A 25,048-nucleotide genomic window follows, 5' to 3' on the forward strand; every position below is an offset into this window, starting at 1 on the left:
ATGTTTTTATAGGAAATGAAGTACGAATTGCGCCAGATGTTCGAATCGGAGCTTCTAGTAAAGGATATGTTATCATTGGAGACCGATGTGCCATAGCAGTAGGAACAAGAATTGTGACGGCAACCCATGACCCCAATATACTTCCAGTATCCAGTGTCGGCATCAATAAACCTGTCACAATAGGCAAAGACGTATGGATAGGGACTGGTGCTATAATTCTACCAGGTGTAACTATTAACGATGGAGCTATTATAGCTGCAGGAGCTGTTGTCACTAAAGACGTTCCACAAGACTGTCTCGTAGGAGGTGTTCCTGCCAAAATAATTAGAGTGCTTGAACCTCGAAACCAAAGATTAGCTAGAGGATACAGAAAATGAAATTACATATCGGATGTGGGAAGAAATATTTACCTGGCTATAAACATCTAGATATTATCGATTACGATCATGTAGATTATGTTTGTGATGCTAAGCGTCTAAAAATGATAGATGATGAAACAGTTTCTGAAATCTATGCTTGTCACATTCTTGAACACTTCAAACGTAACGAAGTTCTAGAAGTTCTTAAAGAATGGCATAGAGTATTGGTTCCTAATGGACTCATACGTATTTCAGTACCTGATTTTGAGGCCATTGTCGCAGAATATTTAGTCAATGGAGATTTAAATCGACTACAAGGATTATTGTTTGGCGGACAAACTTATGATTACAATTTTCATCATGTGGCTTTTGATTTTACTTCTCTTAAATCGCTATTAAATGAAGCGGGCTTCTATGAGATAAAAAAGTATGACTGGAAAAATTTTTTACCTGAAGGATATGATGATTACAGTCGAGCATATTTACCTCACATGGATTTTGAGAATGGTCGCTTAATGAGCTTAAATCTCCAAGCCAAGAAAAGGAAATGAGGGATAAAATAAGTGATTTTTATAGGACCCGATTTAAGTAATCCACACTCACATTTTAGAACTAATATTATAGATTCCATTGGCAACGGTCATGACCTTATTATTGATCTTTATAATGTAAAGAATAGTGAAGAAATTTATTCTAGAATCCTAGAACATACACAAAAATATAATGAAGAAATCGTTATATATAATGCATACGAAGATGAGAATTTCTTCATTTATTTCAAACAACGATTTCCTAAATTAAAATTAATTACCATATTTTCTGATGATGAATGGAGACATTCAAATTATGATCGTTATTTAGCATTATATTCAGATATTTTTACTATTGCCGTTAAAAAAAATATTAGCGCATACCACTCCTATGGACTTTCAAATGTATATTATATGCAATGGGCCTGTAATCCTAAAAAATATTATCCGATTCCAGGCCTAGAGAAAAAATACAGTGTCACTTTTATAGGCGCTGCTTACGGCAAACGTGTAGAGTATATACGCTATCTCCTAAAAAATAATATTGATATAAAAATATTTGGACCAAAATGGAATCATTACATAGGTTTTTCTAAACATTGGGGAGGTATATTGTCTCATGATAAGATGCTCGAAATTATTAGTCAAAGCAAAATTAATTTGAATTTTCTTTGGACAAGCCGTGATCCCAACCGATCAACTATAAAGGGAAGGACTCTGGAACTTGCTGCATGCAAGGGATTTCAACTTTCTAACTATACAGAAGAGTTTAAAAACTATGGTTTCATTGAAGGGAATCATATTGCAATTTTTAATAATAAAAAAGACTTGTTAGAAAAAATAAATTTTTATCTTACTCACGACGATGAACGAGAAACAATTGCTCAGAGAGCATATAATCATGTACTGAAGAATCATACATGGCAGCATCGCTTTGATGGATTATTTAATTTTTTTTAAAAAGGATCAAGTTTCTAGACATGGCGTTGACCGAAAATTTAAAATATACGTCATTGCTCCTCAACATGTAATCCATAATATCAATATCAATGATAATAGACTTGATATTCAACTTATTACTCCTGATTACAATTGGATCGATTCTTTAGATGAAATAGATGGAGTAATTTATCTAACTAGAGATTCTACATTGAATAATGAAACGCTTTATATGATGGCGTGGGGATTGATTATGGATAATTCTGATATCATCGTGTCAAATTTCTATATAAACTCAGGTAGTGATCGTTATTGGATCCGCTTTAAGGACCTAATAATAGAAAAAAATAGACGACTACTGCGTCTATTGCCAAGCGAGTGTTTTTTATTTGCTGGCAAATATGTTAAACAACATGGTTTGCAATTTTGTGACAATTTAGATCGACTTAAAATATCTTATATTGAATATCCATCTTTTTGGATTAATCTTCCATATTATTACGCTCGTAGATTGCGTTTTCATTTTGCCAATCATGGAGCAGCAGTAGAAAATTTTATAAAGCAATTAAAAAATAAAAGAATTTTAAAAGCTATATCCATGGGAATTGATAAAATATGGCAGTCATATCAATTAAAACGAACTGCTTCTTGATCTAATTAAAATATTTTTTATTTGCTTTTCGTGGAAATTTTATGAAATTCTTTAACTGCAAACTAAAAAAACTGTACGCTAAATACTTAAAACGTGATTACAAGAAAAAAGCATATTATGAGTATATTAAAGCCGTAGGAGAAAAACTTCGTACTAACTATCCATTGCAAAGGAATTCCCTTGTGGTCGATGTAGGTGGATATCCTGGAGATTTTACAGAGGCAATAATAAAAAAATTTGATTGCTGGGTTGAAGTATTTGAACCTATAGAACAATATGCAGAAAATATCAGAAGACGTTTTCATGATAATAAAAAAGTAAAAGTAATTCAGGCTGGACTTGGAGGGACGGAAAAAAAGACATCTATAAGTACTATGGGATCGGCATCCAGTTTATTTCTTTTAAAACCACATAATTCCGTAGAACATATTAAGATACTTTCCATTATAGATTATCTTAAATCAATAAATCGACCAGAAATAGATTTAATGAAAATTAATATTGAAGGCGGTGAATATGAATTATTCAATGCACTTTTAAATTATCCAGATTTGATTTGCAAAATTAGATTTTTACAAATTCAATTTCATGATTTTATTTCTGACGCACAAAAAATGAAAAGTAATATTTGTCAATGGCCCTTTAAAAGTGTACCAGAAATGGCCTCGAAAAGTGTACCACCTTTGGTAGTCGAGTTGGTACCTATCCTTCAAATGATAGGAGGAAGGTACCATGATATCAAAGGAGGTATACATGGACATAAAGGCAATGTATCGTCGGGGCATGAGCATTAGGGCCATTTCGAGGCAATTGGGCATTCACAGGAACACAGTAAAGCGTCATTTGGAATCAGAAACTTTTCCAGAGTATCGGCAACGAAAGCGTAAAGGTTCCATATTGGACCAATATAAGCAGGTGATCGATGATTATCTGGCAGAAGGCGATTACCAGGCCACGTGGATATACGAGCGTCTAAAGGCGATGGGCTATAAGGGTTCGTATAAGACGGTTCAGAAGTATGTGAGGAGAGTTCGTGAGAGGCGAACACGTCTTGCATATATACGTTTCGAGACAGAGCCAGGGTATCAGGCACAGGTGGACTGGGGAGAATTTCAGTTTGGGGGTAAGAGATTTTATGCCTTTGTAATGGTACTCGGTTATAGCCGAGGGATGTATGTGGAATTTGTAAGAGATAGGAGTCTTGAGGTCTTTTTTGACTGTCATATCAGGGCATTTAAGTATTTTGGAGGAGTACCAGAAGAGATCCTTTATGACAACATGAAGCAGGTGGTGATAGAGCGTAAAGGTGGTCATGTAAAGTACAATCTGGAGTTTATGCATTTTGCCAATCACTATGGTTTTACCCCCAAACTTTGCCCACCGTATAGTCCCTGGGTAAAAGGCAAAGTTGAAAGGCCCATGAGCTATATAAGAGGCCGTTTTTGTAAAGGTTATGAATATAGAAGCCTTGGAAGGCTCAATAAAGATATAAGGGTGTGGTTGTATCATACGGCCAACAAAAGACGCCATGGCACCCACAATGAAATCATTCAGGAACGTATTGAACATGAGAGGAAATACTTGGGCAAATTACCACCCAAGGACTTTGACACATCCATCAAGGTATTTCGCAAGGTGTATAAAGATTGTCAGATTTCTTATAATGGCAACAGGTACGTGGTGCCTCATAGTGTCGTGGGCAAGAAAGTGATGTTAAAGATAAAAAATGGTCTTATCCACATCTATCATGATGACCTATTACTTGCTTCATACCCAGAGTCTCATGCAAAGCACGAGGTCATAGGGGATAGACGCTTTTATCACGATCTTATGCACGATACGTCCCAGAAGAGCAGAAAGTACAAAGAGGAGAAGAAAAGAACGACCCTTGGTCTTACAACCAGTTCCCTCTATCCCCAAGTAGAATACAGGCCCCTTTCAGAGTATGAACGCCTTATTCCTGGAGGTGCCCCATGGAACAACTAGTATATGAACGCCTTCAGGAGAATCTTAAAAGGCTCAAACTCAATCGCATACAAGAGGTCCTAGAGACAGTAGAAGCTAATAGCAAGAAGAACAAGAGTTCCTATCTTTCTTTTCTGGACCATCTTTTGGAAGAGGAAGTTGCCGCACGTGAGAAACGCCGCATTCAGACAGCTATGAAGACAGCAGGATTGCCAGCAGCAAAGACCATAGAAGAATATGATTTTTCCTTTCACCCCAATCTGGACAAACAAGAGGTAATGGAGCTTTTTGATCTCTCCTTCATTACCAGGCATGAGAATGTGATATTTCTTGGGCCACCAGGAGTGGGTAAGACCCATCTTGCCATAGCGCTTGCCATAAAGGCGTGTCACCATGGCTTTAAGGTGTATTTTACAACCATGGATACCCTTATTAAGAAACTGAAAGAAGGCGCTACAAAACAAAAAGCCTATCTCAACTCCAGCTTAGTAATCGTAGATGAAATAGGCTATTTGCCAGTAACCCAGGAAGAGGCCTACTTATTCTTCCAGTTCGTCTCACACCGTTACGAACGTAGCTCAACCATAATAACATCCAACAAGAGCTTTGGGGATTGGCAGGAACTCTTTGGTGACCCTGTGATAGCAACAGCAATTCTGGACCGGCTTCTCCACCACTCCAAGGTAATAAACATAAAAGGCCACAGCTACCGGCTAAGAGGGCATTCATTCATAAAAAACTTAAAAGGTGAACACAAAGAAAAGGCTTGAACGTGAATAATTTCTATGTCAATAATAATAAAGGTGGTACACTTTTCAGTTTCCAAAAATGGTACACTTTTAGGCGTCCATTAACAGTAATATTCAAAGACGGCTTTCAAAGACTCACAAATTAATGTAGAATTTTCCATTTATTTGGGAAAGTTGGGAGAAAATAGACTGACCAAATCACTCTTTTGAGAATGATCGCATGGTTGATTTGATTCATATAGGTGATTATAAAACGGGTACTAGTTGGTGGCAGACTAAAATCTTACCGATTCATCAAGAGATATATTATCTAGATGATCCCTCTAAGCATCCAGATGTGGTTCACCTCATGCATCTCCTTATAGATTCAAGAGATCTAGATTTTGATGAAGTTTATTTGCGAGAAAAATTTAGCCAAATCTTAAGTAAAATTAACCTCACCAACCAAAAAGTAGTAATTTGTCGAGAAGCTTTGTCTGGATCATTTCCCACTGGAGATAATGCTGCAAGAATAGCTTATAGACTGAAGGCTGTCTTTGGTAGTACCAAAATATTGATTGTAATTCGAGAGCAGTTTTCTATGTTAAAATCCATATATAGTCAATACATTAAAATGGGGGGAACTCTATCATTCAATGATTTTGTTTACGATCCAATTGTCTCTCCTGGCCTAATTGAAAGATTAAAATACCACAAAATTATACAAAAATATATTGAACTATTCGACAACCATAATGTAATGATTGGATTATTCGAAGATTTTAGATTAGACAATATAGGCTTTGCAAATAAAGTATTTGATTTTATTGGATGTAATAAAATTAATCAAGAATGTGCAGAGTTAGTTAAAGTCAATCGTTCATTAACGAAAATTGGCCTTGAAATTCAACGTATTATTAATCATTTTTTACGAAATCATTATAATCCAAGAAAATCTTTTTTTCCACTGTCAAAAATAATTACTTATCTCCTGCCTTCAAAACTTAAACAGCGAATTTTAAAATCGGTCCAAAATAGATTAATCTATTCAAAAGAAGTTTCTAATCAAATATTATTACAATATGCAATTGATTTTGCGATAACAGTATATATTTCAAAACTGTGTGAATATTTTCAATTTGGTCCAAAACTAACTGTGCCTACTGATATAAAAAGAAGGCTAAGTGATGAATTCGCGGGATCAAATAGAATTTTATTAACAAAATATGGCCTTCCAGTTGACAAATTCGGATGGGTACTATGAAACAAATAGCCTTTACTGTACCTAAGCCCTTTCAAAATAACCGGCTTTTTGATATTGATGCAGCTCGAGATAGGTCTTTAGAACGATTTGTCCTCCTAAAAAAAATTTTAGAATCACATGGACTTAGGTGCACTACTTTTGATGCATGCTCAATAACAGCCATAGATATCTTAGTAATTTTAGATATTCATCTTCACTTACGGCAGATATTTAAAGCAATTAAATACAATCCTTCCATAAAGCTTATCTATATAGCTACAGAGCCACCTTTAATTTACTGTCTTCATGATAACAACATTCTTGGAGCAATGCCATTTGACCGAGTTTTATATTGGAATGATGATTATGTAAAACAATACGCAATTGGCGTTAAATGCAATATTGGACAACCAATAATTTCTCAAAATACTATTCCTAACATCCCCTTTAATAAAAAAAAATTTTTAGTTGCAATTTATTCGAACAAACTCATTAAACATAAAATGGGATTATACGAGGAACGACTAACAGCATTCGATTTTTTTTATCACAAACCCGAAGAATTCGACCTCTACGGTAGAGGCTGGGAGAATTCAAAACGTCCCTCAGTATTGGCATCATACAAAGGTAAATGTATATGCAAAAAAGACGTTTTAAAAAATTATAAATTTGCTCTGTGTTATGAAAATTCTCGTTATCCCTATTACATAACAGAAAAAATATTTGATTGCTTCGCAGCTGGAACCGTTCCTATATATTTGGGAGCGCCTAATATTCAAAACTTTATTCCAAAATCATGTTTCATTGATCTGCGTGATTTTAAAGACTATGATGAACTCTATCATTATCTAATATCAATGAAGGAATCAGTTTATAATTCATATCTTCAAGCTGTAAAAGATTTTATCCAATCTCCTATCTACCATCAATTTACATCACAGGGTTTTGCTGAACTGGTTTCAAATCAGATTTTTACATTACTAAATGAACCCAAACACAGTCGTTCTCTTTCTTATTATTTACATGCTTTTTCAAAAATTGTACTGAGCAATCCGGTATTATTTTTGAAGAATTTTCGTAGCTGTAGACAGTTCCTCATTGATTTAATTATCTCATGGAAAAGTATATGAAACAATGTTCCAGTCCTATTAGTGTAGTAATGTCTGTCTTTAATGGACAACGTTATCTCAGAGAAGCAATTGACAGCATACTAGACCAGAGTTTCGCTGACTTTGAATTCATAATTATTGATGATGGATCAACAGATAACACTTCTAAAATAATTTTAAGCTACACTGATCCTCGTATTCGTTTTATTAAACAGAAAAATATGGGATTAGCAGCTGCTCTCAATAGAGGTATCAAACTATCGAATGGCAAGTATATTGCCCGCATGGACGCAGATGATATAAGTTTACCTTGTCGCCTTGAGAAACAATATCAATTCATGGAAGAAAATCAACACATTTTAGCACTCGGATCTGCAGTAGAACTCATAGATATGAACGGCACTCATATCTGTTATGCATCCAAAAGCACATCATATTCAGAATTAAAACGACAGCTACCTTCTACTCCATTTGTGCACCCTACGGTTATGTTTCGCAGGCAGGTATTCTTTCAGGCTGGAGGATACCCAGAATCATTCAAGTGGGGCGGAGAAGATACTGTTTTATTCAACAAAATGGCCCAAATGGGTCAAATATCCAATTTATCAGAACCACTGCTAAAATATAGAATAAGTCCTTATGCCTCCACACGCTATACTGTAAAATATCGTAATATGCTTGAGAAACTAACTATCAAGGCTGCAAATGGACTACCGATATCAAAAGATGAGTTTGAACAACTGAAGGATGCGAACAAAAAATTATCACTAAAGACTAAATGGTATATTTATCATTTAGAACTTTCCATGAAGTATTTATGGTACAGCCGAAAGCCCAAATTGGCTCGTTCACACCTATTAAAGGCATTGCATTTTAATAAATGTAGTTTAAGTGCTTTGACGCTACTATGCCTTAGTTTTTTGCCACCTAACTATGCACAATCAATATGTAAAACTATGTATAATTTTTTTCAAAAAATTTATTCTTTTAATCGCTAGCAAATTATATGAATAATATATATTAAATCTTAAAGCTTAATCAGCTTCTTATAATAATTACCAATTTTAATAAGAATTTTTTCAGGCATCAAACTGAGAATGAGACAAAATAATGTATAGAAGCTAGTTTTATATTTTAATGAATTATATAAATCTCGTCGAGCATCTTTTATTTGTACCATATATAAGTAATATTGGCCCCAGTACCGATAAGCCTCTGCCATAATTATTTTTTCTTTTCCAGCATATAGATCAGGAGCTCGCTTAAATGCCTTTTCAATTATATTAAAATAATCTGATCGCATTTGTTTAAGTGATTGCCTAGTTGAATAACTCCTATCACGTTTGTAGACTATCACCAAAGGTTCGGGGATTTCAACTAATTTTGACACCTCTTTTAATCTTATCCAAAGATCTTGATCTTCTCTAGTTCTCAAAGATTCGTCAAAACCACCAACCTTATCCAAAAAAGATTTTCTACAAACTGTTGATGACGTACACTGTAAGGGATTTGGCCAAAATATAGTATGCCATTTATTACGACTAGGAGAATAATAATTCCGTATTACTTCGTTTCCTCTATTGTCTCTCAATATAGCCCAAGTAAATATTAGACCTATTTTTTCATCCTTTTTAAATTGATCAATTACCTTTTTTAAATAGCCGGGTCGCCATTCGTCATCTGCATCCAAAAATGCAATAAACTCCCCCTTGGCCATAGTAATCCCTAAATTACGTGCAGCAGCAGGGCCCGCATTTTTCTGAAAAAAATATCGAACAGAAGAGGAAGGGCTTGACCTCACAATCTTCTCTGTGTCGTCAGTTGAACCATCGTCAACTATTATTATTTCTAGAGGCACTTCCACTTGTTTCAAAGCAGAATAAATAGCCCTATTTATTATAGAGCCGTTATTATATGTTGGAATAATAACGCTCACCATTATGAAATACCTTATTGAATAGCCTTATTCATTTTAAAATCACTGGTAGCCAACTATTTTTTTACACAAGGTTCTTTTCTGCATGGAGGCTAAAAACAAAAATATATAAGTTTATCCCAAAATGTCTTTTTCAAAATTAATCGCAATTTATTATGGTCTTAGCATATATATTTTTGTACTGCCGAGCTGTATTTTCCCATGTCAGTCCCCATTTAATCATCATATTTCTTCCTCGTGCCCCAAAAATCATAAGTTTTTTGGGATCATTCAATATAGCCTTTAAAGTATCTACAAGTCCTTTCACGTCTCCCGGTTTAAATAGCCATCCATTCACTCCATCTAAAACCAATTCATTGGTACCTTCAATGTCTGTAGCAATAACTGGTAGTCCTGCTGCCATTGCCTCTAGCACCACACTTGGTCTGCCTTCTGAGTAGCTGGGTAAAACCAAGCAATGTGATTGAGCCATACATCTTGGAATACGATCCGGTTCCACTGATCCTAGAAATGTAACTCTATCATTCACTTTATTATCCAAACAAACCATCTCCAATTTTTCGCGCTCTGGCCCATCACCTACTATTGTGATTTCCCAGTTATCAATATTTTTTAATCTACAAAAGGCTTTGATAAGTAAATCCACCCCTTTAACAGGAATTAACGATCCAACATATAAAAATTTTATCGATTGTCCTAAGGTTTCAAAAGTGGGATTAACGGAAAAAAAATCCTCACTCACGCCATTTGGGATGAAACATATTTTCTCTGAATATTGTGGGAAATGGACCTTTAATCTATTGGAAATTGTTTGACTGACCCCAACGATAACAGATGAATCCAAGAGCGTTTTTTTCTGAATGTATCTATACAATTCGTTTCCTTTGGCGAGATTAAAATCTGAACCATGTATTGTGGTAATAATCGGCCGTCGTTTAAATAAGGAAGTCAGGGAAGCTAAAAATCCTGAAATAGACCAATGAGCATGGATTATGTCATGTGAATTAGATAACTTGAGAATGTTAAACCACATAGAAACTAAAAAGGTAGGCAGAAGAAAATACATCACGCGATTTTTTCTTAACGCCTGAGGGACACCTCCTGGTCTTTGTGCCAATAGTTGCAATTTTTTTGGAGCATAACGGCATCGGACTACTTTTATATCTTCAGGCCAAGCTGATTTTAAAATACCATCTGGGGTAAGAACCGTACAGGAAACATCTCTTGTTTTTTCTAGTTCCCGTACCAATCGCAGAATAAAAGGTCCTGCAGTATCTTTTGAATGGGAGGGAAACGATGTGGTTATATGGAGAACTTTCACTTTCTCATTTCAACTCTTTATTGTAATCCATGTCGAACCACATGGCAAAAAAGAGTGACTGAAGGCCTGAGATGAAAAGAAAGGCTGCAAACAAGGCACTCGTTTCATTCACTGGCCCCACCATTAACCTATGACCTATTAGATACAAGCCAAACAAAAAACCAGAAGGTGTGAGAGTCAAGCCCATAAGATAGAAGAAAACCAATGGATGAAAATCCTGCACAACATATTTAAAAAAAAGTCTTCTGAAAAAGCCTCTCAACAACAAAACAGGGATGGTAAATAATACTTTTCTTAGTTTAATACCTGATTTTTCACCAATATTGTAAACAGGGCGAACAGGTACATCACGCACCCTCATATTAAGTTCATTTAATCGAATTAATATGTCATTTGGCATCCCATAACGCTTATAAATTTTATCTAAGTCCAGAAGCTCTAGGGCTTCAAGGGATATTGCAGTATATCCTGTTTGAGAGTCAGCAATGTGCCAATAACCTGATGCGATTTTAGTCAAAAGAGAAAGAAAAGAATTGCCCAAGTATCTGTATTTTGGCATTACTTTCCAGGCTTCACCATGAAACAGCCTATTCCCCTTAGTATAATCTGCCTCGCCTCTAGCAACTGGCCTCACAATATTGGGAAGATCCGCCGGATCCATCTGTGCATCTCCAGCCATTACTGCGGTAACATCTATCTTTTTTCCTCTGGCCCATTTATATCCTGTTACAATGGCTCCACCAACTCCTTGATTTTCTTGATGTTCAATTAATGTGATCTTTGGATTCGTGCTTTGGTATCTTTTTACTATTTCCTTAGTATTATCTCTGCTACAATCATCTACCACAATAATGTGGTCAACAAATTCGGGCATTGTCTCAATTACTTTACCTATAAGTGCAGATTCATTATATGCAGGAATAACAACCGCTATGCTCTTACCTTCAAACACGGATCTACCTCATGAATTGCTAATCTAATTTTTTATTTTTTTGGTATTCAACATCTTTTTTCTAGCAAACAAGAATCCTATTGTCTTTTAAAGTGTATCTCCTTGAACTTCCCATATTTGATGGGAAGGTGTCATAAGGCGAACTGGTTTAAAATATTTGGGATCATATGTATGCCTTAAAAACAATGTATTAAATACAGAATTGGCAATATTAAAGTCCATAAGCGCTCCAAAACCAGCTGGCATGAATACCTCGAAATCAGCTCCACTCTTGTGTGAATAAACCATTTTTTTTGGCTTTTTGCCTCCAACTATTATTAATTGTTTTAATAGTATGTTACGTTCATTGTATTTTAAAATACCTTGATCAATATCAATCATAATAGCAGGGCCTACGATCTTATTATCTCTAAGTTTCAAATTGTAAAATGCTCTATATACAGGATGAATTCCCTCTCGATTCATTACATCCCATGATCCTAACCAAAACCACCAGTAACTCGTTACAGTGAGTCTCCAATCTAAATAAAGGTAAACAGGCCGTCTCTTTTTAGGGAAGAAGAAAGTAAGCCACTTTTCAGGTGAAAGGCCTGCATTGTTCAATAGTTCCCTGGCCTCATCTGGACCAGAAGCCAATATCTCTTTCATTAATCTTTGTCCCCTGGCTATATCTCCTCCAAGTGCGGAATAGAACTTATGGACTCCATTAAATCCGTTTGCCGCATAAAAACACATAAAATTTGCAGCAAGTCTTTGACTATTAGTGGCCAATGGTATGCCGTTATAAGATGATCTCTCTCCACCATGAATAGTTCCGTCTCCAACGGTTCCACGTCTTGCCCAGTACACAATGGGATAGCCATGATCCCACCATGCCCAGAGAATAGCATCTTTGGGGGTATGTTCACCTGCGTATACAAAACCATCAATAAGGTGAGGCGGCTCCTTTGGCCAAAAGGTTTTATTCATATCTTTTAAAAATAATGGCCAGGCTAACAATATCACTATAGCAGGTGCCAATAAGGCCATAATTACATTTTTTTCTTTTAACCGCCATAATTCGCAAATAAGAAATCCCAGGCCGAGTGCTGTTACTGGCGCAAGAAAAATAAGAAATCTTTTTGCAGTAAAGAAAGACAGTGCCGCCAGAATAATAGGTACTGATAAAAAAAGACTATCTTTAGGGCGCTTGTAAAATAACCACAAAAGACCTGCTACAGATAGGAAAAAAGCTGGTTTATTGCCTGTTGTTTTTAGGACAACTTCGTTAAAACTCGGAATGGCCTGTTCAGAGATAGTAGCTCCAATCTCTGGCCAAATACCTGCTACCTTCTTAGTCGTAATATAATGATAAACCCCTAAAACTTGTTTTATGATCCTTATAGGGAGGTCAAAGCCCTGCCAAAATAAAATTCCCAAAAGGCCTACCCCTATTACACTTAAAAAAATCATAAGTTCTCGTTTTGTCTTAGATCTATAGAAAAAGATCAAGGCTACAGAAAAAGGGACAAATGAAATCACTGTAGTGACTGCAGGAGTGGAATCCCACCAAAGGAGAAAAAGGGCATAAACTGTTAAACCAAGGATAAAATATATGTATCTTTTATTTGAATGAGTCTTTGCAAATAGAAGGAAACAATATGTTACCCCAGTGGCCCAAGTGACGTTCATACAGTCAGTATCAAACCAACCCACACTACTCCTATAAAGATAGTAATGAGAAAGTAGACCAAATAAGGTGGCAGTTAAGGCCATAATCGGGCCACCGTAAAACCGTCCAAGCCCGTATAATGGAATTGCTAATAAGAGCCCTAGAAACGCAGGAAGTACAGCCCCTATCCAATTGAGTGACCAACCAGTTAGGATAGAAGTGTAGGCACCAATAGTTGAAAGTAATGGAGGGGGCATGCGGCGTTTAACACCTGTGGGTACGTCTCTATTATAGTCAACCTTTGTATAAGTACCGTCTACTATATCCTTTGAGAGACTTAGATAGTAATATCCATCGAAGGTAGTAAGTAGGGGTTCACCTTTATACATGGCAATATTTGGATTTGCTTCCCAATCCCTCAAGTCCTCAAGCCTAACCACAAGGCCTACAATAATTATAAGGATTATGGCTAAAGCTTCCTTCCATGTGGCATAGGAAAAAATTCTTTGAAAAAAACCGTTAAAGGACGAGGTGTCTACAGCCCCTGATTGGGCTTTTGATTCTGAGATCTCAATTTTTGATTCATTGGCATGCTTACCACTTTTTAGTCTTTTATTCCTCTTTTTTGCCATGGATTTACCTCTAGATTCTTCCTCCATCCCAATAATGTTTACAGATGACCTTCACAAAAAACAAAAAAATTTTACACGTTAGTTTAGGTATGTCTAGTCCGAAAAAGGAGCCCACAATCTTTTCCGATCTGGGGATATTCAAGGAGGGGAGTTAGAGGCATCCTATTTTGCCCCTACCCCCTGATAATGCAGATTTATAAAATTGGCCAATATTATTGAGGTGATATTCGCGATTTCGTTAAAAACAGAAGAACAGAATTTAAGACAATCTTTAAACTAGTTACTCAATCCTTTTCAAAACAGACCGTGCATGGGCTTCAAGGCCTTCTGCCCTTGCAAGTCTTGCCACATGGGGTCCATCCTTTAAGAGTGCTGAACGGGAATAAGAGATCACGCTAGAGCGTTTTAAAAAGGTATCTACACTAAGTGCTGATGAAAAACGAGCGGTCCCCATTGTAGGTAATACATGGTTTGGACCTGCTATGTAATCTCCAACGCTTTCCGGGGTATTTGCCCCAAGGAATATGGCCCCCGCATTCTTTATTTGCGTAAGGAGTTCCCATGGTTCTTCTACATAAAGTTCAAGGTGTTCTGGGGCGATTTCATTAGATACCCAAGCTGCTTCAATCAGGTCGTGGACCAATATTAAGACACCGTTAGATTTCAAAGATTCTCTACAAATCTCTTTCCTGGGAAGGTCCCTAAGTTGTTCTTCAAGACAACTTTTCACACTAGCCAAAAGGGACTCGTCAGTAGTCACCAAACAGCACATCGCCATAGGATCATGTTCTGCCTGAGAAAGAAGATCTGCTGCTATTAATTCGGGATTTGCACTCGAATCTGCGATGATTAGGACCTCACTGGGCCCAGCAATCATATCTATCCCAACAAGGCCCGATACAAGCTTCTTTGCAAGGGTAACAAATATATTTCCAGGACCAACGATGACATCTACCGGATCAATAGAGTCGCTTCCATATGCGAGGGCAGCAATGGCCCAGGCACTTCCAACCTTATATATTTCATCCACCCCTGCGATTTTGGCAGCAACCATGAGGTACGGACTGATACCACCCTTCTCATCAGGCGGGGTAACCATAGCTAACCTTTCCACTCCTGCGATTTTGGCAGGAATGGCATTCATAAGTACTGTTGAAACGAGAGGAGTTGTACCCCCTTTTCCTCCAGGACAATAAAGGCCAGCAGAGCCCACAGCTCTCACCATCTGGCCCATTATGGTTCCATCTTCTCTTGTAATGAACCAAGATTTTGGAAGCTGTTTTTCGTGAAATGCCCTGATATTTTTTGCTGCCAATTTTAGGGTTTCAACAAATTCAGCCTCGCAGTTGGTTATTGCGGCTTCAATAGCTTCTTCTTCTACTTTTAGCTGTTCAAGAGTAAAACTAGGGCAGTCAAATTCCCTAGTATATGCTAAAAGGGCCTCATCGCCCCGTTTTTTTACATCCTCTAGGATCTCTTCAACCTTTTTTTCAAGAGAACGATCTGTAACCTGAAAACGCCGGACAAGATCTTTAATAAGTTCAATATCTCTACCCTGAGTAAGCTTAATTTCCCTCATATGTCTTCACCTGTAAGAAGCTATCAAAACGTTTTCATACAAAATACTAGCCTCTCATGGCTGGCGCAAGGAGCCAGCACATGAGAGGCCCTGTTGTCATTTTTTTAGTCCATTACTCAAGCCGAATCACAACGTATCTTGTAAATTGCCCATCGGTAAGCCTCAAAAGCACCCTGTGCTTTGACTTACGGAGGGCGTTCATACATTGGGCAACTGTCTTGACTCTGATCCTATTGACCTCCTCAATTAAATATCCAGCCCTTATTCCAGCACTTTCAGCCGGACTTCCAGGTTCTACCTCGGACACGAGAACTCCCTGGCCTTCTTTGTATCCGAATTGCTCTGCTAGCTCTGGAGTGAGATCCTGGAGACTAAGCCCTAATTTCTTTAGGATTCCTTTTCTGACTCCCGCAACAGTAGTCTCCCCTGGTTTTTCGCCAATCTTAACCACAAGGAGTTTCTTTTCGCCATCTCTCAGCACAAGGAGCCTTACTCTAGTGCCTGGTGGGGTGAGGGCAATCTTATTCCTAAGTTCTCCAGCGTCTTTCACCTTCTGGCCATTTAACTGAAGTATAATGTCTCCTTGTTTGAGCCCCCCTCGTTTTGCCGGGGAATCCTCTGAAACCTCTGCAACAAGCACGCCCTCTGGCTTTTCCAAGCCAAAGCTCTTGGCTAGGTCTTCGTCAACCTCCTGGATTACAACCCCTAGCCAACCGCGAACCACCTTGCCCTTCTCTATGAGCTGTTTCATCACAGCCTTTGCCATATTTATAGGAATGGCAAAACCAATACCCATATATCCGCCACTTCTAGAAAATATGGCTGTGTTCATTCCAATGGCCTCACCGCGAATATTTATAAGTGGCCCACCGGAATTTCCAGGATTAATGGCTGCATCGGTCTGAATAAAGTCTTCATAGTCATTTATTCCTATCCGATTCCTGCCCTTGGCGCTGACCACTCCCACTGTGACAGTCTCGCTTAGGCCAAAGGGATTTCCAACAGCAATGACCCACTCACCTACTTTTACTTTGTCTGAATCCCCAAGAGGAAGGACTGGAAGATCGTCATCTGCATCAATCTTAATGACTGCGACATCTGACTGTGGATCAGTACCCACAACCTTTGCCTTAAATTCCCTTCCATCAAATAGCTTTACCTCAATGAGGTCTGCATCACCTACCACGTGATTATTGGTAAGTATGTAACCCCTCTTATCTACGATAAATCCTGAGCCCTGCCCCCTTTGCTTAAACTTCCTTTTAGGTTGAGGCCTGTGGTACCTGGGGCCAAAGAATCTTTCAAAAAATGGATCATTAAAGAAATCAAAGGGCTCCATGAAATTGAATGGACCTTGAGTTCCCCTACTTTCAATAGTTTTCTCCACCTTTATGAAGACTACTGCTGGCCTGGCCTTTTGAACTACCTTTGCAAAGGCCTTTGCCGTCCTATCAAGTAAAATAATGTCTGGATCAAGAGTCTTTGCAGAAACAGGGGAATAAAAGGCGGATAAAATGAAAATACTCAACAAACAATACAACAATGCCAAACCCTTATGGGTGTCCCTGTACGCCATTAGCTAGTTCTCCTCCTTTATTTTTTTATAACTAAGTAGTTACGGCTTCTTCTCTAGTAGCCATCAGTTCTCATTTAAAACAAGCCTTTTAAATTCTTCTTCACTCATAACTTCCTGCACTAAAAGTTTTTCAGCCACACGCATAAGTGCATCCTTATGATTCTCGACGATCTCCCGTGCCCGTTGCTGTTCACTTTCAAGGAGTAGACTCACCTCCTTATCCACCTTAGACATAAGCTCTGGACTCATCTGCCTAATCTGTTCTCCAAAGCCAGGCATTTTTAAATAAGGAGATGTCTCCCTGGTTAACGCAAGAGGGCCTACTTCTTTACTCATACCAAACCTACACACCATACTCCGTGCAATCTCCGTAGCCACTTCAAGGTCGTTTTGAGCACCAGAACTCACTTCACCCAACACCACTTCTTCTGCAATCCTTCCACCTAGACTCACACATATCTTGTCTTCTAACTCACTTTTAGTGAGAAGAAAATGTTCTTCCTCTGGTAACTGCAATGTATATCCAAGGGCTGCCTTGCCCCTTGGTATAATAGAGATCTTCGTAACAGGCGGGGCATTTGGACAATAGAATGCAACAAGGGCATGGCCCGCCTCGTGATAGGCCACACGCCGCCTTTCCTTTTCACCAAGGCGCCTCGATTTTCTCTCTGGACCAGCCATGACCTTTTCCACAGCATCTTCAAGGTGAGCCTGCTCAATCACTGTGGCCTCCTGCCTTGCTGCGAGAAGAGCTGCCTCGTTCATCAAATTCGCTAGGTCAGCCCCAGAAAATCCTGGTGTCCTAAGAGCAATTTTGCGAAGATCAACGTCTGGAGCCAAGGGTTTTCCTCTGGCATGGACATTTAAGATTGCCTCACGTCCCTCAACATCCGGGGCATCCAAAACTACCTGTCTGTCGAATCTCCCTGGTCTCATGAGGGCTGGGTCAAGTACCTCAGGCCTATTTGTAGCTGCCAGAAGAATTACACCAATATTTGGCTCAAAACCGTCCATCTCAACCAAGAGCTGATTTAGGGTCTGCTCCCGCTCTTCATGACCACCTACGGAAAATCCTCCAGATCTGAATTTTCCTATGGCATCGATCTCATCTATGAAAATGATACAGGGGGCATTTTGTTTAGCCTGATTAAAAAGATCTCTAACCCTTGCCGCTCCGACTCCTACAAACATCTCTACAAATTCAGATCCAGAGATACTGTAAAATAGCACCCCTGCCTCTCCTGCAAGGGCCCTTGCAAGCAGGGTCTTTCCCGTACCAGGTGGTCCCAAAAGCAGAACGCCTTTTGGAATCTGGGCCCCTAATTTTCTGAATTTTTCTGGCTTTTTTAGAAATTCCACTACTTCTTTAAGCTCTTCTTTTGCCTCGTCACAGCCCGCAACATCATCAAAACGGATACCGGTATCCTTTTCCATTGCAATCTTTGCCTTGGACTTTCCAATGGAAAGGAGCCCGGCCCCCGGTCTTCCCATAGACCTTATAAGGAAAAACCAAAGTGCCACCCAAAAGAGAATAGGCACAATGGTACTCCAGAATACTTGGCTTATCAGACTCTCCTGGACTCCGGTATAATCAACATTGTGCTTATCAAGAAATTCCACGAGTTTTGGATCCTCAACGCGTACTGTCCTAAAAAGAATTATCTGCTTCTGTCTTCCATATTCATCGCGGAGCCGTTTTACAATTACATCAAGAGATGCCTTGCCATTATCAATGCCTTCCTCAATGCGCCTGATACTGTCTCTAAGGCGTTCAAGTCCACCGATTGGCCCAGTATAGGCAAGTCCCTTAATCTCATTTTTATTGATCGAGGCGAAAAGGACCCTTTGCTCCTTAACAAGATACTTAAACTGGGCATAAGGGATCTCCTTGGTCTGCAAATGGACCATGAGTTGAGGCAAGCCAAGAATAAGGGCAAGGCCAATCAACCAATAAAGGGTGGAGAAGATTAACTTTCGTTTTTCTTTTGGAATCTTTACCATCTGAACCCTTTAATGTCCTCTTGGCATTCCGTGACCCCCACCATGGAAACCATGGGGACCTCCCATACCAGAAGACCTTGGAGGTTCTATCTTGATCTCATCAAGGACCTCTTTATTTATCTTTACACTATATTTCTTTTCTACATCAGCAAGGAGTTTTTCCAACATTTCACGCTTCTTTTCCTGAAGAGCCCTTTGCCTTACAAAACTCTTCACATCCTCTAAGGGCTTTACCTGAGCGGCCTTTTTGTCTTCTACCTGGATCAAGTGCCATCCAAATATGGTCTTTACAGGATCACTTATCACCCCTGGCTCTAAAGAAAAGGCGACCTTCTCAAATTCTGGTACCATTCGACCCTTTCCAAAGTATCCAAGCTCGCCTCCCCTGTCCTTAGTGCCAGGATCATCGGAAAACTCCTTTGCAAGCTTTGCAAAATCTTCACCTTTTTCTGCACGAGCCTTTATATCTAGAGCCTTTTTCTTGGCCTTTTTCCATGCATCTTCATTGGCTCCTGCAGGCACCTTTACGAGGATATGCCTTGCCTTTACCTGTTCCCTTTGGGTGAATTGGTCTTTATGCTTTTCATAATATGCCTTAACCTCTTCGTCGCTAATGGTTACCTTATCTTCTATAAATCTTTTAGAAAATTCCTGGGCCAATAGGGCATTTTTAAGATCTTCAAGTCTTTTCTTAACTTGTGGATCTTGATCCAACTTCATTTCTCTAGCCTTTAAGGCCATAAGGGTAATCTGGACCCACCGTTCCAAAAAACTTTCTCTAAATTGCTTATTAGAGGCTATAGCCATCTGAAATTGAGGGGGAAGGGTCTTGACCTGTTTTTCAAAGTCATCCACAGTGAGTTTATATGGCCCAACCTGGGCTATAACCTTGTCTGAAACAGACTTTGCTAAGGATGTATTCGCGGCGATGAAGATAGAAAAAATCATGGCAAAAATCATTTTGGTGTTCATTAAAATTCTCCTTTCTAAACTAATAATTAATCGTTGTTAATGGTTATTAGTAGTTATTCATTGTTATTAATACTCATACCCACAAAACCCAAGAAAGCTAACTCAACTAGTAATATCCAATGCACCGATAAAAACTGAACAGTGGTAAAAACATCACGAATACTAAATTTCACCGAATAACTACTTAATAACCACCCAACAACTACAAACAACCCATTATCACTGTCTTCTCAGGATAAACTCCTGGAAGGACAGTGGCATTAGGGGCAACCATGGAATTCATGCCAAGAATTGTCCCGGGATTTGTCACAGAGTTGCAACCTGTCTGTACTGAATCTCCTAAAATGGCGCCTAGTTTTCTCCTATTTGTTTCGATCCTATCTTCACCGCACTTTAAGACTATATTTTTTCCATCCAACCTCAAATTAGCAAGCTTAGTACCAGCTCCAAGGTTGACACAATTTCCAAGGATACTATCCCCGATATAGGCGAAATGACCAGCCTTTGCGCCATCTAGGAATATAGAATGTTTTACCTCTGTAGTATGACCGACCACACACCCTCTTCCAAAATAACAATCTCCTCTTATGTACGCCCCTTGACGCACTTCAGTCCTTTCAGCCACAATCGTTGGACCTTTTACAAAGGCTCCTGATTCAATTACGACTCCACGCCTTATTTCAATATCTCTATCAGCAAAGGTAACACCTGCAGCAATAAAAGATGCCTCCTCAATCAACTCACCATCTACAAAGATCTCGATTTTTCCCTTTGCCCCAATATTCAGCTCATACCCATCTGTAAGCCAACCATTAGGTAAGATGACCACGGGAGCTTGAGTAGGAACAAACGGTTTAATAAAATCAGGGACATTAGGCTTTATATGTCCACGGACAGCATCTTTTAAATTATTTAAGGCATTCCATACAGGATCATTATTTACTAGGAGGTCCGATATAATAGGATCTGCTTCACCTTTGAAAGCAAAAAATACCCTTGGCTCAAATTCTCTCATAGTCACAACCCCTCACAAAACTCAAAATGAGGAGCGGCGCTTACACAGTGGCTTTGTTTTATCTAAATCCTGCAATTGGCGAGTTTGCCCAAGATGCAAGGCGGAAGGGGCGCAGACGTACTCAGGTACTTCAAGCCCCTGACAACGCAAAGACCCGGGTAAAATCGCCAATCCCAAAGGGCGGTAAAAGGGGGCAAAAAACACTGCCCTAAAATTCATCGAAAAAGTAAATTCTACAGATGAATTTGTTTTGTGCAACTTGCCATTATAATGTTCAAAATTCATTTTTGCCCCTTTTTGCCGTGCAGGATTTAGGTTTTATTATTCCTGATCCTCAATAGCATCCCTTAAAAGACGAATGGCAATTTCAATATCATACAGGTGTGCGGGAATGTTAAATTTTTTTGCTTCTAGTATTGCTGAATAAGGCACCCACCCATGCTCATCCCAAAGAGACGGATCATCATCGTCAAAAGGCCTAAATTCCACCTCTTCAGGGGTAAGTCTTACGTACATTTTTAATTTTTTATTCCCCAGAACAGGATAATAAAAAAGCCCCTTTTCGTCTTGCACTGTTTACTCCTTTAAAAAGGAATGATAAATGAAACATTGTATAATGCAAGTATAAACTGAGGATCAGGCTTGTAAACAGTGAGACCTAAAACTAAAGACATGGAATGCCCCATAGGAAGATTTGATTGTCGGCATCTCGAACGCCTTGAATCCGTAGAAGCAGAGCTCAAGAGGCTTAAGGAGGAATTAAGGCTCGATGCACTGACAGGGCTACATACATATGCTTTTTTTGTAGACTCTCTGACCAAAGAAATGGAAAGGACCAGACGCACAGGCCTCCCGACATCACTGATCATGCTTGATCTCGATCACTTTAAAAGCATTAACGATACCTTTGGTCATGAGGCTGGAAATGTTGTCCTAAAGGGGGTAGGCCAAATCCTTTCGAACAACGTCAGGAACCTCGATATCCCTTGTAGGTATGGTGGCGAGGAATTTGCCATCATCTTACCGGGAACCTGGCTCGGGCAGGGGGTAATGCTCGCAAATAGGCTAAGAAAAATCCTTAAAGAGACCACTTTTTCCTTTAAAGGGAAGCCGATACCCATATCCGGTAGTTTCGGTGTAGATACATATCATCCCCATGAAGTCATAGACGCAGCAGAATTTATACACAGGACTGATCTTCATCTATTAAAGGCAAAGGAAAAGGGCAGAGACAGAGTTTGTTTCCCCACTGATGATGTTTTTACAGACGCAGAGGTCAGCCCCAAAGAACGTATGGCACTTTTCAACAAAGACTAGGGAGATCTGAACGGGAGAAGATCCTATGAAGACATTCAAATCTGTCCCTTGGGAACAGGTAACATTTATTGCAGATCTGCACATACATTCAAAGTTTAGTCGAGCTACTAGCCAGGAAATGACCCCGGCAAGGCTCAATGAATATGCAAAATTAAAAGGCATAAAGGTAATGGGCACAGGCGACTTTACCCATCCCCTTTACCTCAAAGAGCTAGAGGAGTCCTTGGAGAAGGCCCCTGATGGTTTCTATTGCCTGAAAGAGGATCCAGAGGGAACACGTTTTGTACTGACCGCAGAGATTTCCAATATATTTTCTTGGCATGGCAAGACTCATCGCATTCACACAGTAGTTATTGTGTCTGACATTAGTGAGGCTCGTCAAATCCAGGAACGCCTTAAGAGGCTTGGAAATGTGTCAGCCGACGGACGCCCGATCTTCGGCTTTCCTGCCAAGGAACTCGTTAAGATAGTGAGAGAATCCTCTGCTGACTACCTTGTAATTCCAGCCCACATCTGGACTCCGTGGTTTTCCCTTTTTGGTGCCAAATCCGGCTTTGATTCCATTGAAGAGTGTTTTGAAGAGGAAACAGAGTATATCTACGCACTTGAAACAGGACTATCCTCTGATCCTCCGATGAACTGGGTGTGGTCGGCATTGGACAGATTTACCCTTGTATCAAACTCAGATGCCCACTCCCCTCAAAAAATCGGAAGAGAGGCAAACTGTTTCTCCTGCCCTGTAGAATACAAGGAGATGACCGCCGCCATTAGGGATCCTAAAAAAGGCTTTTTGGGAACCATTGAATTCTTCCCAGAAGAGGGAAAATATCACTATGATGGACACAGGCTCTGCGGAGTATGTCTATCTCCCAATGAAACCAAGAAACTCGATGGAATTTGTCCTGTTTGCGGGAAGCCACTAACCATAGGAGTCATGCACCGTGTAATGGACCTGGCAGACAGGCCAATGGGTGATATTCCGGATTCTGCCCTTCCTTTTGAACATCTGGTCCCCCTTAGCGAAATCCTCCAGGAGGCCATGGAACTCAAGACCTTTTCTAAGCGAGTCCAACGAGAATACCGTCGTATAGTATCTGAAATTGGAAGTGAAATAGATGTTTTATGCAAGATCCCCATAGAGGAACTAAAAAATGCGCTTTCAGAAAGGCTTGTTTGGGGAATAGAAAAAATGAGAGAAGGCAAGGTCTCTGTCATGCCAGGGCACGATGGCAAATACGGAATTGTAAGTGTGTTTGGAGACAAACCTACAAATGGGAAGTTTAAAGCCCGCACTCAATCCCAAAAGTCCCCTCAAAAGACTCCATCTAAACAAAGAAGCCTTTTTTAAAAGAGTGTCCCATTTTTTATCGAAATGAAAATCCCCAGTGCGGCCACAATTACAATCCAGGCTATTAGGACAAGATTGGCAAAATTGCCAATTTTGGGGGATATTGTCACAACAGTACCTTGTTCCGCACGTCCGGCCTTAAATGCGGCTACAATTGGGAAATATAGGACTGCAAGCCCCATAATGAACGTTCCGAAGAAGAGAGCGGTGCTTCCCCAACTGATATTTAATTTGTAGGAAAATATGCTGTAATCAAATGCCCCGACGTACTTTATCCTCAGGATCTCTCTGGCGTAACTCATAATAAATATGATTATACTCATTATAATAGCCACAAGTATAGAGTGTTTCACAGGCTTTATAGATGCCTTGGCAAGATAAAGCATCAAGATTACTGCGCCAATCACTGATAATAGAAAGATTGGATTTTTTAAAAATTCTAGAGAAGATGGAACTTCACCTGCCCACCAAAATCCTGCTCCAACTGAAAACAGGGTTCCATACAGGGCAAGATTTATCCCCTTTTTAGCCACGTAGTCCAAGTAACCCTCGTCAATGTCCTTTCGTGGGGAAAAATACCAAGAATATAGCATTAAAAACACCCCAGTTACTGCAAAAGATGCAAAGAGATAGTGGCTAATACGCCCAGGGCTTACCCCATGAAATCTTGCTCCTCCTGTAAGAAGACTACCATCTGCCTCTACGAGCCATTTAAACCACTGTTCTGGGAGCAGAGCCTCCATGGATAGCATATGGATGATCAATCCTGAAAGCACTATGCTGACAACTCCCACATATGCCCAAAAGAGCTTTAGGTTGCCATCTTCACCATTTTTTTTATTTCCAAGGTAAAAGCCATATGAAGAATAAAAGGCTATACATACCAATACTAGAAAGATCATAGTCCAAATGGCACTCATGGTGTTAGAAGCGTACCAGAATGGGTCATAAATAACTTGTACAAAGAGAAGGGGAGCGACTCCAAAGACTATTCCCAGAGAAAGTGCAATTGTACTCACTTTTCCCAGGGCGCAGGCGAGTCTTTTGCCAAATGGACCTCCATTCCATGCCTCCCAAACAGCCACAAAAAGCCCGCCTACCACAATATTTATAGCAATGATGTGGACGGAAAAGGTAAGGACCATAAGAAATTGAAACACTATTGGATAAAAAGGCAGTCCAGACGGATCCCTCAGGCCATTCAAGAATTGAGAAAGATCCAT

The 25,048-nt window shown here is 39.3% G+C and carries 23 protein-coding genes and 1 pseudogene; 12 read left to right on the forward strand and 12 right to left on the reverse strand.

The features are described from left to right. Positions 1–179: 179 nt before the first annotated feature. From DBT_RS12850 to DBT_RS03775, 10 genes and pseudogenes are all read left to right on the forward strand, one after another. Positions 180–329 (forward strand): annotated as a pseudogene (locus DBT_RS12850) (DapH/DapD/GlmU-related protein); the annotation flags it as partial. Positions 330–373: 44 nt separating this feature from the next. Beyond that, positions 374–910: a class I SAM-dependent methyltransferase gene (locus DBT_RS03735; protein ID WP_067616591.1), complete on the forward strand. Its 537-nt coding sequence runs from the start codon at positions 374–376 to the stop codon at positions 908–910. Positions 911–922: 12 nt separating this feature from the next. After that, positions 923–1,849, forward strand: coding sequence for a CgeB family protein (locus tag DBT_RS03740; RefSeq protein ID WP_067616593.1), 927 nt, complete (start codon positions 923–925; stop codon positions 1,847–1,849). Then, positions 1,827–2,480 carry a hypothetical protein gene (locus DBT_RS03745; protein WP_067616595.1) on the forward strand — a complete coding sequence of 218 codons (654 nt, stop codon included), beginning with the start codon at positions 1,827–1,829 and terminating at the stop codon, positions 2,478–2,480. The genes DBT_RS03740 and DBT_RS03745 overlap by 23 nt, the downstream gene beginning before the upstream one ends. Positions 2,481–2,521: 41 nt before the next feature. Further along, the gene (locus tag DBT_RS03750; RefSeq protein ID WP_067616597.1) at positions 2,522–3,274 is read left to right on the forward strand and encodes an FkbM family methyltransferase; all 753 of its coding nucleotides are present in this window, start codon (positions 2,522–2,524) and stop codon (positions 3,272–3,274) included. Beyond that, a complete protein-coding gene (gene istA, locus DBT_RS03755) occupies positions 3,234–4,466 on the forward strand; it encodes an IS21 family transposase (protein WP_067616599.1) in 1,233 nt (410 codons plus the stop codon). The genes DBT_RS03750 and istA overlap by 41 nt, the downstream gene beginning before the upstream one ends. Further along, positions 4,454–5,215 carry an IS21-like element helper ATPase IstB gene (istB, locus tag DBT_RS03760; RefSeq protein ID WP_067616601.1) on the forward strand — a complete coding sequence of 254 codons (762 nt, stop codon included), beginning with the start codon at positions 4,454–4,456 and terminating at the stop codon, positions 5,213–5,215. Before istA ends, istB begins: the two co-directional genes overlap by 13 nt. 199 nt (positions 5,216–5,414) lie before the next feature. Then, the gene (locus DBT_RS03765; protein WP_067616603.1) at positions 5,415–6,437 is read left to right on the forward strand and encodes a sulfotransferase domain-containing protein; all 1,023 of its coding nucleotides are present in this window, start codon (positions 5,415–5,417) and stop codon (positions 6,435–6,437) included. Then, positions 6,434–7,546, forward strand: coding sequence for a glycosyltransferase family 10 domain-containing protein (locus DBT_RS03770; protein ID WP_067616605.1), 1,113 nt, complete (start codon positions 6,434–6,436; stop codon positions 7,544–7,546). Before DBT_RS03765 ends, DBT_RS03770 begins: the two co-directional genes overlap by 4 nt. Further along, positions 7,531–8,523, forward strand: coding sequence for a glycosyltransferase family 2 protein (locus DBT_RS03775; RefSeq protein WP_083186600.1), 993 nt, complete (start codon positions 7,531–7,533; stop codon positions 8,521–8,523). Before DBT_RS03770 ends, DBT_RS03775 begins: the two co-directional genes overlap by 16 nt. Before the next feature lie 29 nt (positions 8,524–8,552). Here DBT_RS03775 and DBT_RS03780 read toward each other — a convergent pair whose 3' ends face one another. From DBT_RS03780 to DBT_RS03825, 11 genes are all read right to left on the reverse strand, one after another. Then, positions 8,553–9,464, reverse strand: a complete 912-nt coding sequence (locus tag DBT_RS03780; RefSeq protein ID WP_067616609.1) for a glycosyltransferase family 2 protein — start codon at positions 9,462–9,464, stop codon at positions 8,553–8,555. 136 nt (positions 9,465–9,600) lie between these two features. Beyond that, positions 9,601–10,782, reverse strand: a complete 1,182-nt coding sequence (locus tag DBT_RS03785; protein WP_067616611.1) for a glycosyltransferase family 4 protein — start codon at positions 10,780–10,782, stop codon at positions 9,601–9,603. Between the two features lie 4 nt (positions 10,783–10,786). Further along, positions 10,787–11,734: a glycosyltransferase family 2 protein gene (locus tag DBT_RS03790; protein ID WP_067616612.1), complete on the reverse strand. Its 948-nt coding sequence runs from the start codon at positions 11,732–11,734 to the stop codon at positions 10,787–10,789. An 87-nt stretch (positions 11,735–11,821) separates the two neighbouring features. Continuing rightward, positions 11,822–14,017, reverse strand: a complete 2,196-nt coding sequence (locus tag DBT_RS03795; protein ID WP_067616613.1) for an STT3 domain-containing protein — start codon at positions 14,015–14,017, stop codon at positions 11,822–11,824. Positions 14,018–14,297: 280 nt separating this feature from the next. Continuing rightward, positions 14,298–15,596, reverse strand: coding sequence for a histidinol dehydrogenase (gene hisD, locus DBT_RS03800; protein ID WP_067616615.1), 1,299 nt, complete (start codon positions 15,594–15,596; stop codon positions 14,298–14,300). A gap of 112 nt (positions 15,597–15,708) precedes the next feature. Further along, entirely contained in the window at positions 15,709–17,172 is a 1,464-nt protein-coding gene (locus tag DBT_RS03805) for a DegQ family serine endoprotease (RefSeq protein ID WP_083186602.1), read from the reverse strand. A 63-nt stretch (positions 17,173–17,235) separates the two neighbouring features. Next, positions 17,236–19,173 carry an ATP-dependent zinc metalloprotease FtsH gene (ftsH, locus tag DBT_RS03810; protein WP_067616617.1) on the reverse strand — a complete coding sequence of 646 codons (1,938 nt, stop codon included), beginning with the start codon at positions 19,171–19,173 and terminating at the stop codon, positions 17,236–17,238. Positions 19,174–19,182: 9 nt separating this feature from the next. Then, a complete protein-coding gene (locus tag DBT_RS03815) occupies positions 19,183–20,145 on the reverse strand; it encodes a peptidylprolyl isomerase (protein WP_067616619.1) in 963 nt (320 codons plus the stop codon). Between the two features lie 202 nt (positions 20,146–20,347). Beyond that, positions 20,348–21,160, reverse strand: coding sequence for an LbetaH domain-containing protein (locus tag DBT_RS03820; RefSeq protein ID WP_083186603.1), 813 nt, complete (start codon positions 21,158–21,160; stop codon positions 20,348–20,350). A 21-nt stretch (positions 21,161–21,181) separates the two neighbouring features. After that, positions 21,182–21,445: a hypothetical protein gene (locus DBT_RS11900; RefSeq protein WP_141674200.1), complete on the reverse strand. Its 264-nt coding sequence runs from the start codon at positions 21,443–21,445 to the stop codon at positions 21,182–21,184. Positions 21,446–21,481: 36 nt separating this feature from the next. Next, positions 21,482–21,733: a hypothetical protein gene (locus DBT_RS03825; RefSeq protein ID WP_067616621.1), complete on the reverse strand. Its 252-nt coding sequence runs from the start codon at positions 21,731–21,733 to the stop codon at positions 21,482–21,484. Positions 21,734–21,832: 99 nt separating this feature from the next. On the opposite strand from DBT_RS03825, the gene DBT_RS03830 reads away from it, so the two are divergent. Beyond that, entirely contained in the window at positions 21,833–22,477 is a 645-nt protein-coding gene (locus tag DBT_RS03830; RefSeq protein ID WP_067616623.1) for a GGDEF domain-containing protein, read from the forward strand. Between the two features lie 25 nt (positions 22,478–22,502). Beyond that, positions 22,503–23,825, forward strand: coding sequence for an endonuclease Q family protein (locus DBT_RS03835; protein ID WP_067616625.1), 1,323 nt, complete (start codon positions 22,503–22,505; stop codon positions 23,823–23,825). Here the strand turns inward: DBT_RS03835 and DBT_RS03840 are convergent. Beyond that, positions 23,822–25,048 (reverse strand): hypothetical protein, encoded by a 1,227-nt coding sequence (locus DBT_RS03840; RefSeq protein ID WP_067616627.1) that lies wholly within the window; start codon positions 25,046–25,048, stop codon positions 23,822–23,824. The genes DBT_RS03835 and DBT_RS03840 overlap by 4 nt on opposite strands.

The sequence above is a fragment of the Dissulfuribacter thermophilus genome (assembly GCF_001687335.1).
GTDB lineage: Bacteria > Desulfobacterota > Dissulfuribacteria > Dissulfuribacterales > Dissulfuribacteraceae > Dissulfuribacter > Dissulfuribacter thermophilus.

Bases quoted from the DNA above. Each gene is read 5' to 3' on its own strand.
- DBT_RS03770 (WP_067616605.1), top strand. From the start codon at position 6,434: ATGAAACAAATAGCCTTTACTGTACCTAAGCCCTTTCAAAATAACCGG.
- DBT_RS03835 (WP_067616625.1), top strand. From the start codon at position 22,503: ATGAAGACATTCAAATCTGTCCCTTGGGAACAGGTAACATTTATTGCA.
- DBT_RS03830 (WP_067616623.1), top strand. From the start codon at position 21,833: ATGGAATGCCCCATAGGAAGATTTGATTGTCGGCATCTCGAACGCCTT.
- DBT_RS03795 (WP_067616613.1), bottom strand. From the start codon at position 14,017: ATGGCAAAAAAGAGGAATAAAAGACTAAAAAGTGGTAAGCATGCCAAT.
- DBT_RS03750 (WP_067616597.1), top strand. From the start codon at position 2,522: ATGAAATTCTTTAACTGCAAACTAAAAAAACTGTACGCTAAATACTTA.
- ftsH (WP_067616617.1), bottom strand. From the start codon at position 19,173: ATGGTAAAGATTCCAAAAGAAAAACGAAAGTTAATCTTCTCCACCCTT.
- DBT_RS03735 (WP_067616591.1), top strand. From the start codon at position 374: ATGAAATTACATATCGGATGTGGGAAGAAATATTTACCTGGCTATAAA.
- DBT_RS03820 (WP_083186603.1), bottom strand. From the start codon at position 21,160: ATGAGAGAATTTGAGCCAAGGGTATTTTTTGCTTTCAAAGGTGAAGCA.
- istA (WP_067616599.1), top strand. From the start codon at position 3,234: ATGGACATAAAGGCAATGTATCGTCGGGGCATGAGCATTAGGGCCATT.
- DBT_RS11900 (WP_141674200.1), bottom strand. From the start codon at position 21,445: ATGAATTTTGAACATTATAATGGCAAGTTGCACAAAACAAATTCATCT.
- istB (WP_067616601.1), top strand. From the start codon at position 4,454: ATGGAACAACTAGTATATGAACGCCTTCAGGAGAATCTTAAAAGGCTC.
- hisD (WP_067616615.1), bottom strand. From the start codon at position 15,596: ATGAGGGAAATTAAGCTTACTCAGGGTAGAGATATTGAACTTATTAAA.
- DBT_RS03840 (WP_067616627.1), bottom strand. From the start codon at position 25,048: ATGGATCTTTCTCAATTCTTGAATGGCCTGAGGGATCCGTCTGGACTG.
- DBT_RS03805 (WP_083186602.1), bottom strand. From the start codon at position 17,172: ATGGCGTACAGGGACACCCATAAGGGTTTGGCATTGTTGTATTGTTTG.
- DBT_RS03775 (WP_083186600.1), top strand. From the start codon at position 7,531: ATGGAAAAGTATATGAAACAATGTTCCAGTCCTATTAGTGTAGTAATG.
- DBT_RS03765 (WP_067616603.1), top strand. From the start codon at position 5,415: ATGGTTGATTTGATTCATATAGGTGATTATAAAACGGGTACTAGTTGG.
- DBT_RS03745 (WP_067616595.1), top strand. From the start codon at position 1,827: ATGGATTATTTAATTTTTTTTAAAAAGGATCAAGTTTCTAGACATGGC.
- DBT_RS03780 (WP_067616609.1), bottom strand. From the start codon at position 9,464: ATGGTGAGCGTTATTATTCCAACATATAATAACGGCTCTATAATAAAT.
- DBT_RS03815 (WP_067616619.1), bottom strand. From the start codon at position 20,145: ATGAACACCAAAATGATTTTTGCCATGATTTTTTCTATCTTCATCGCC.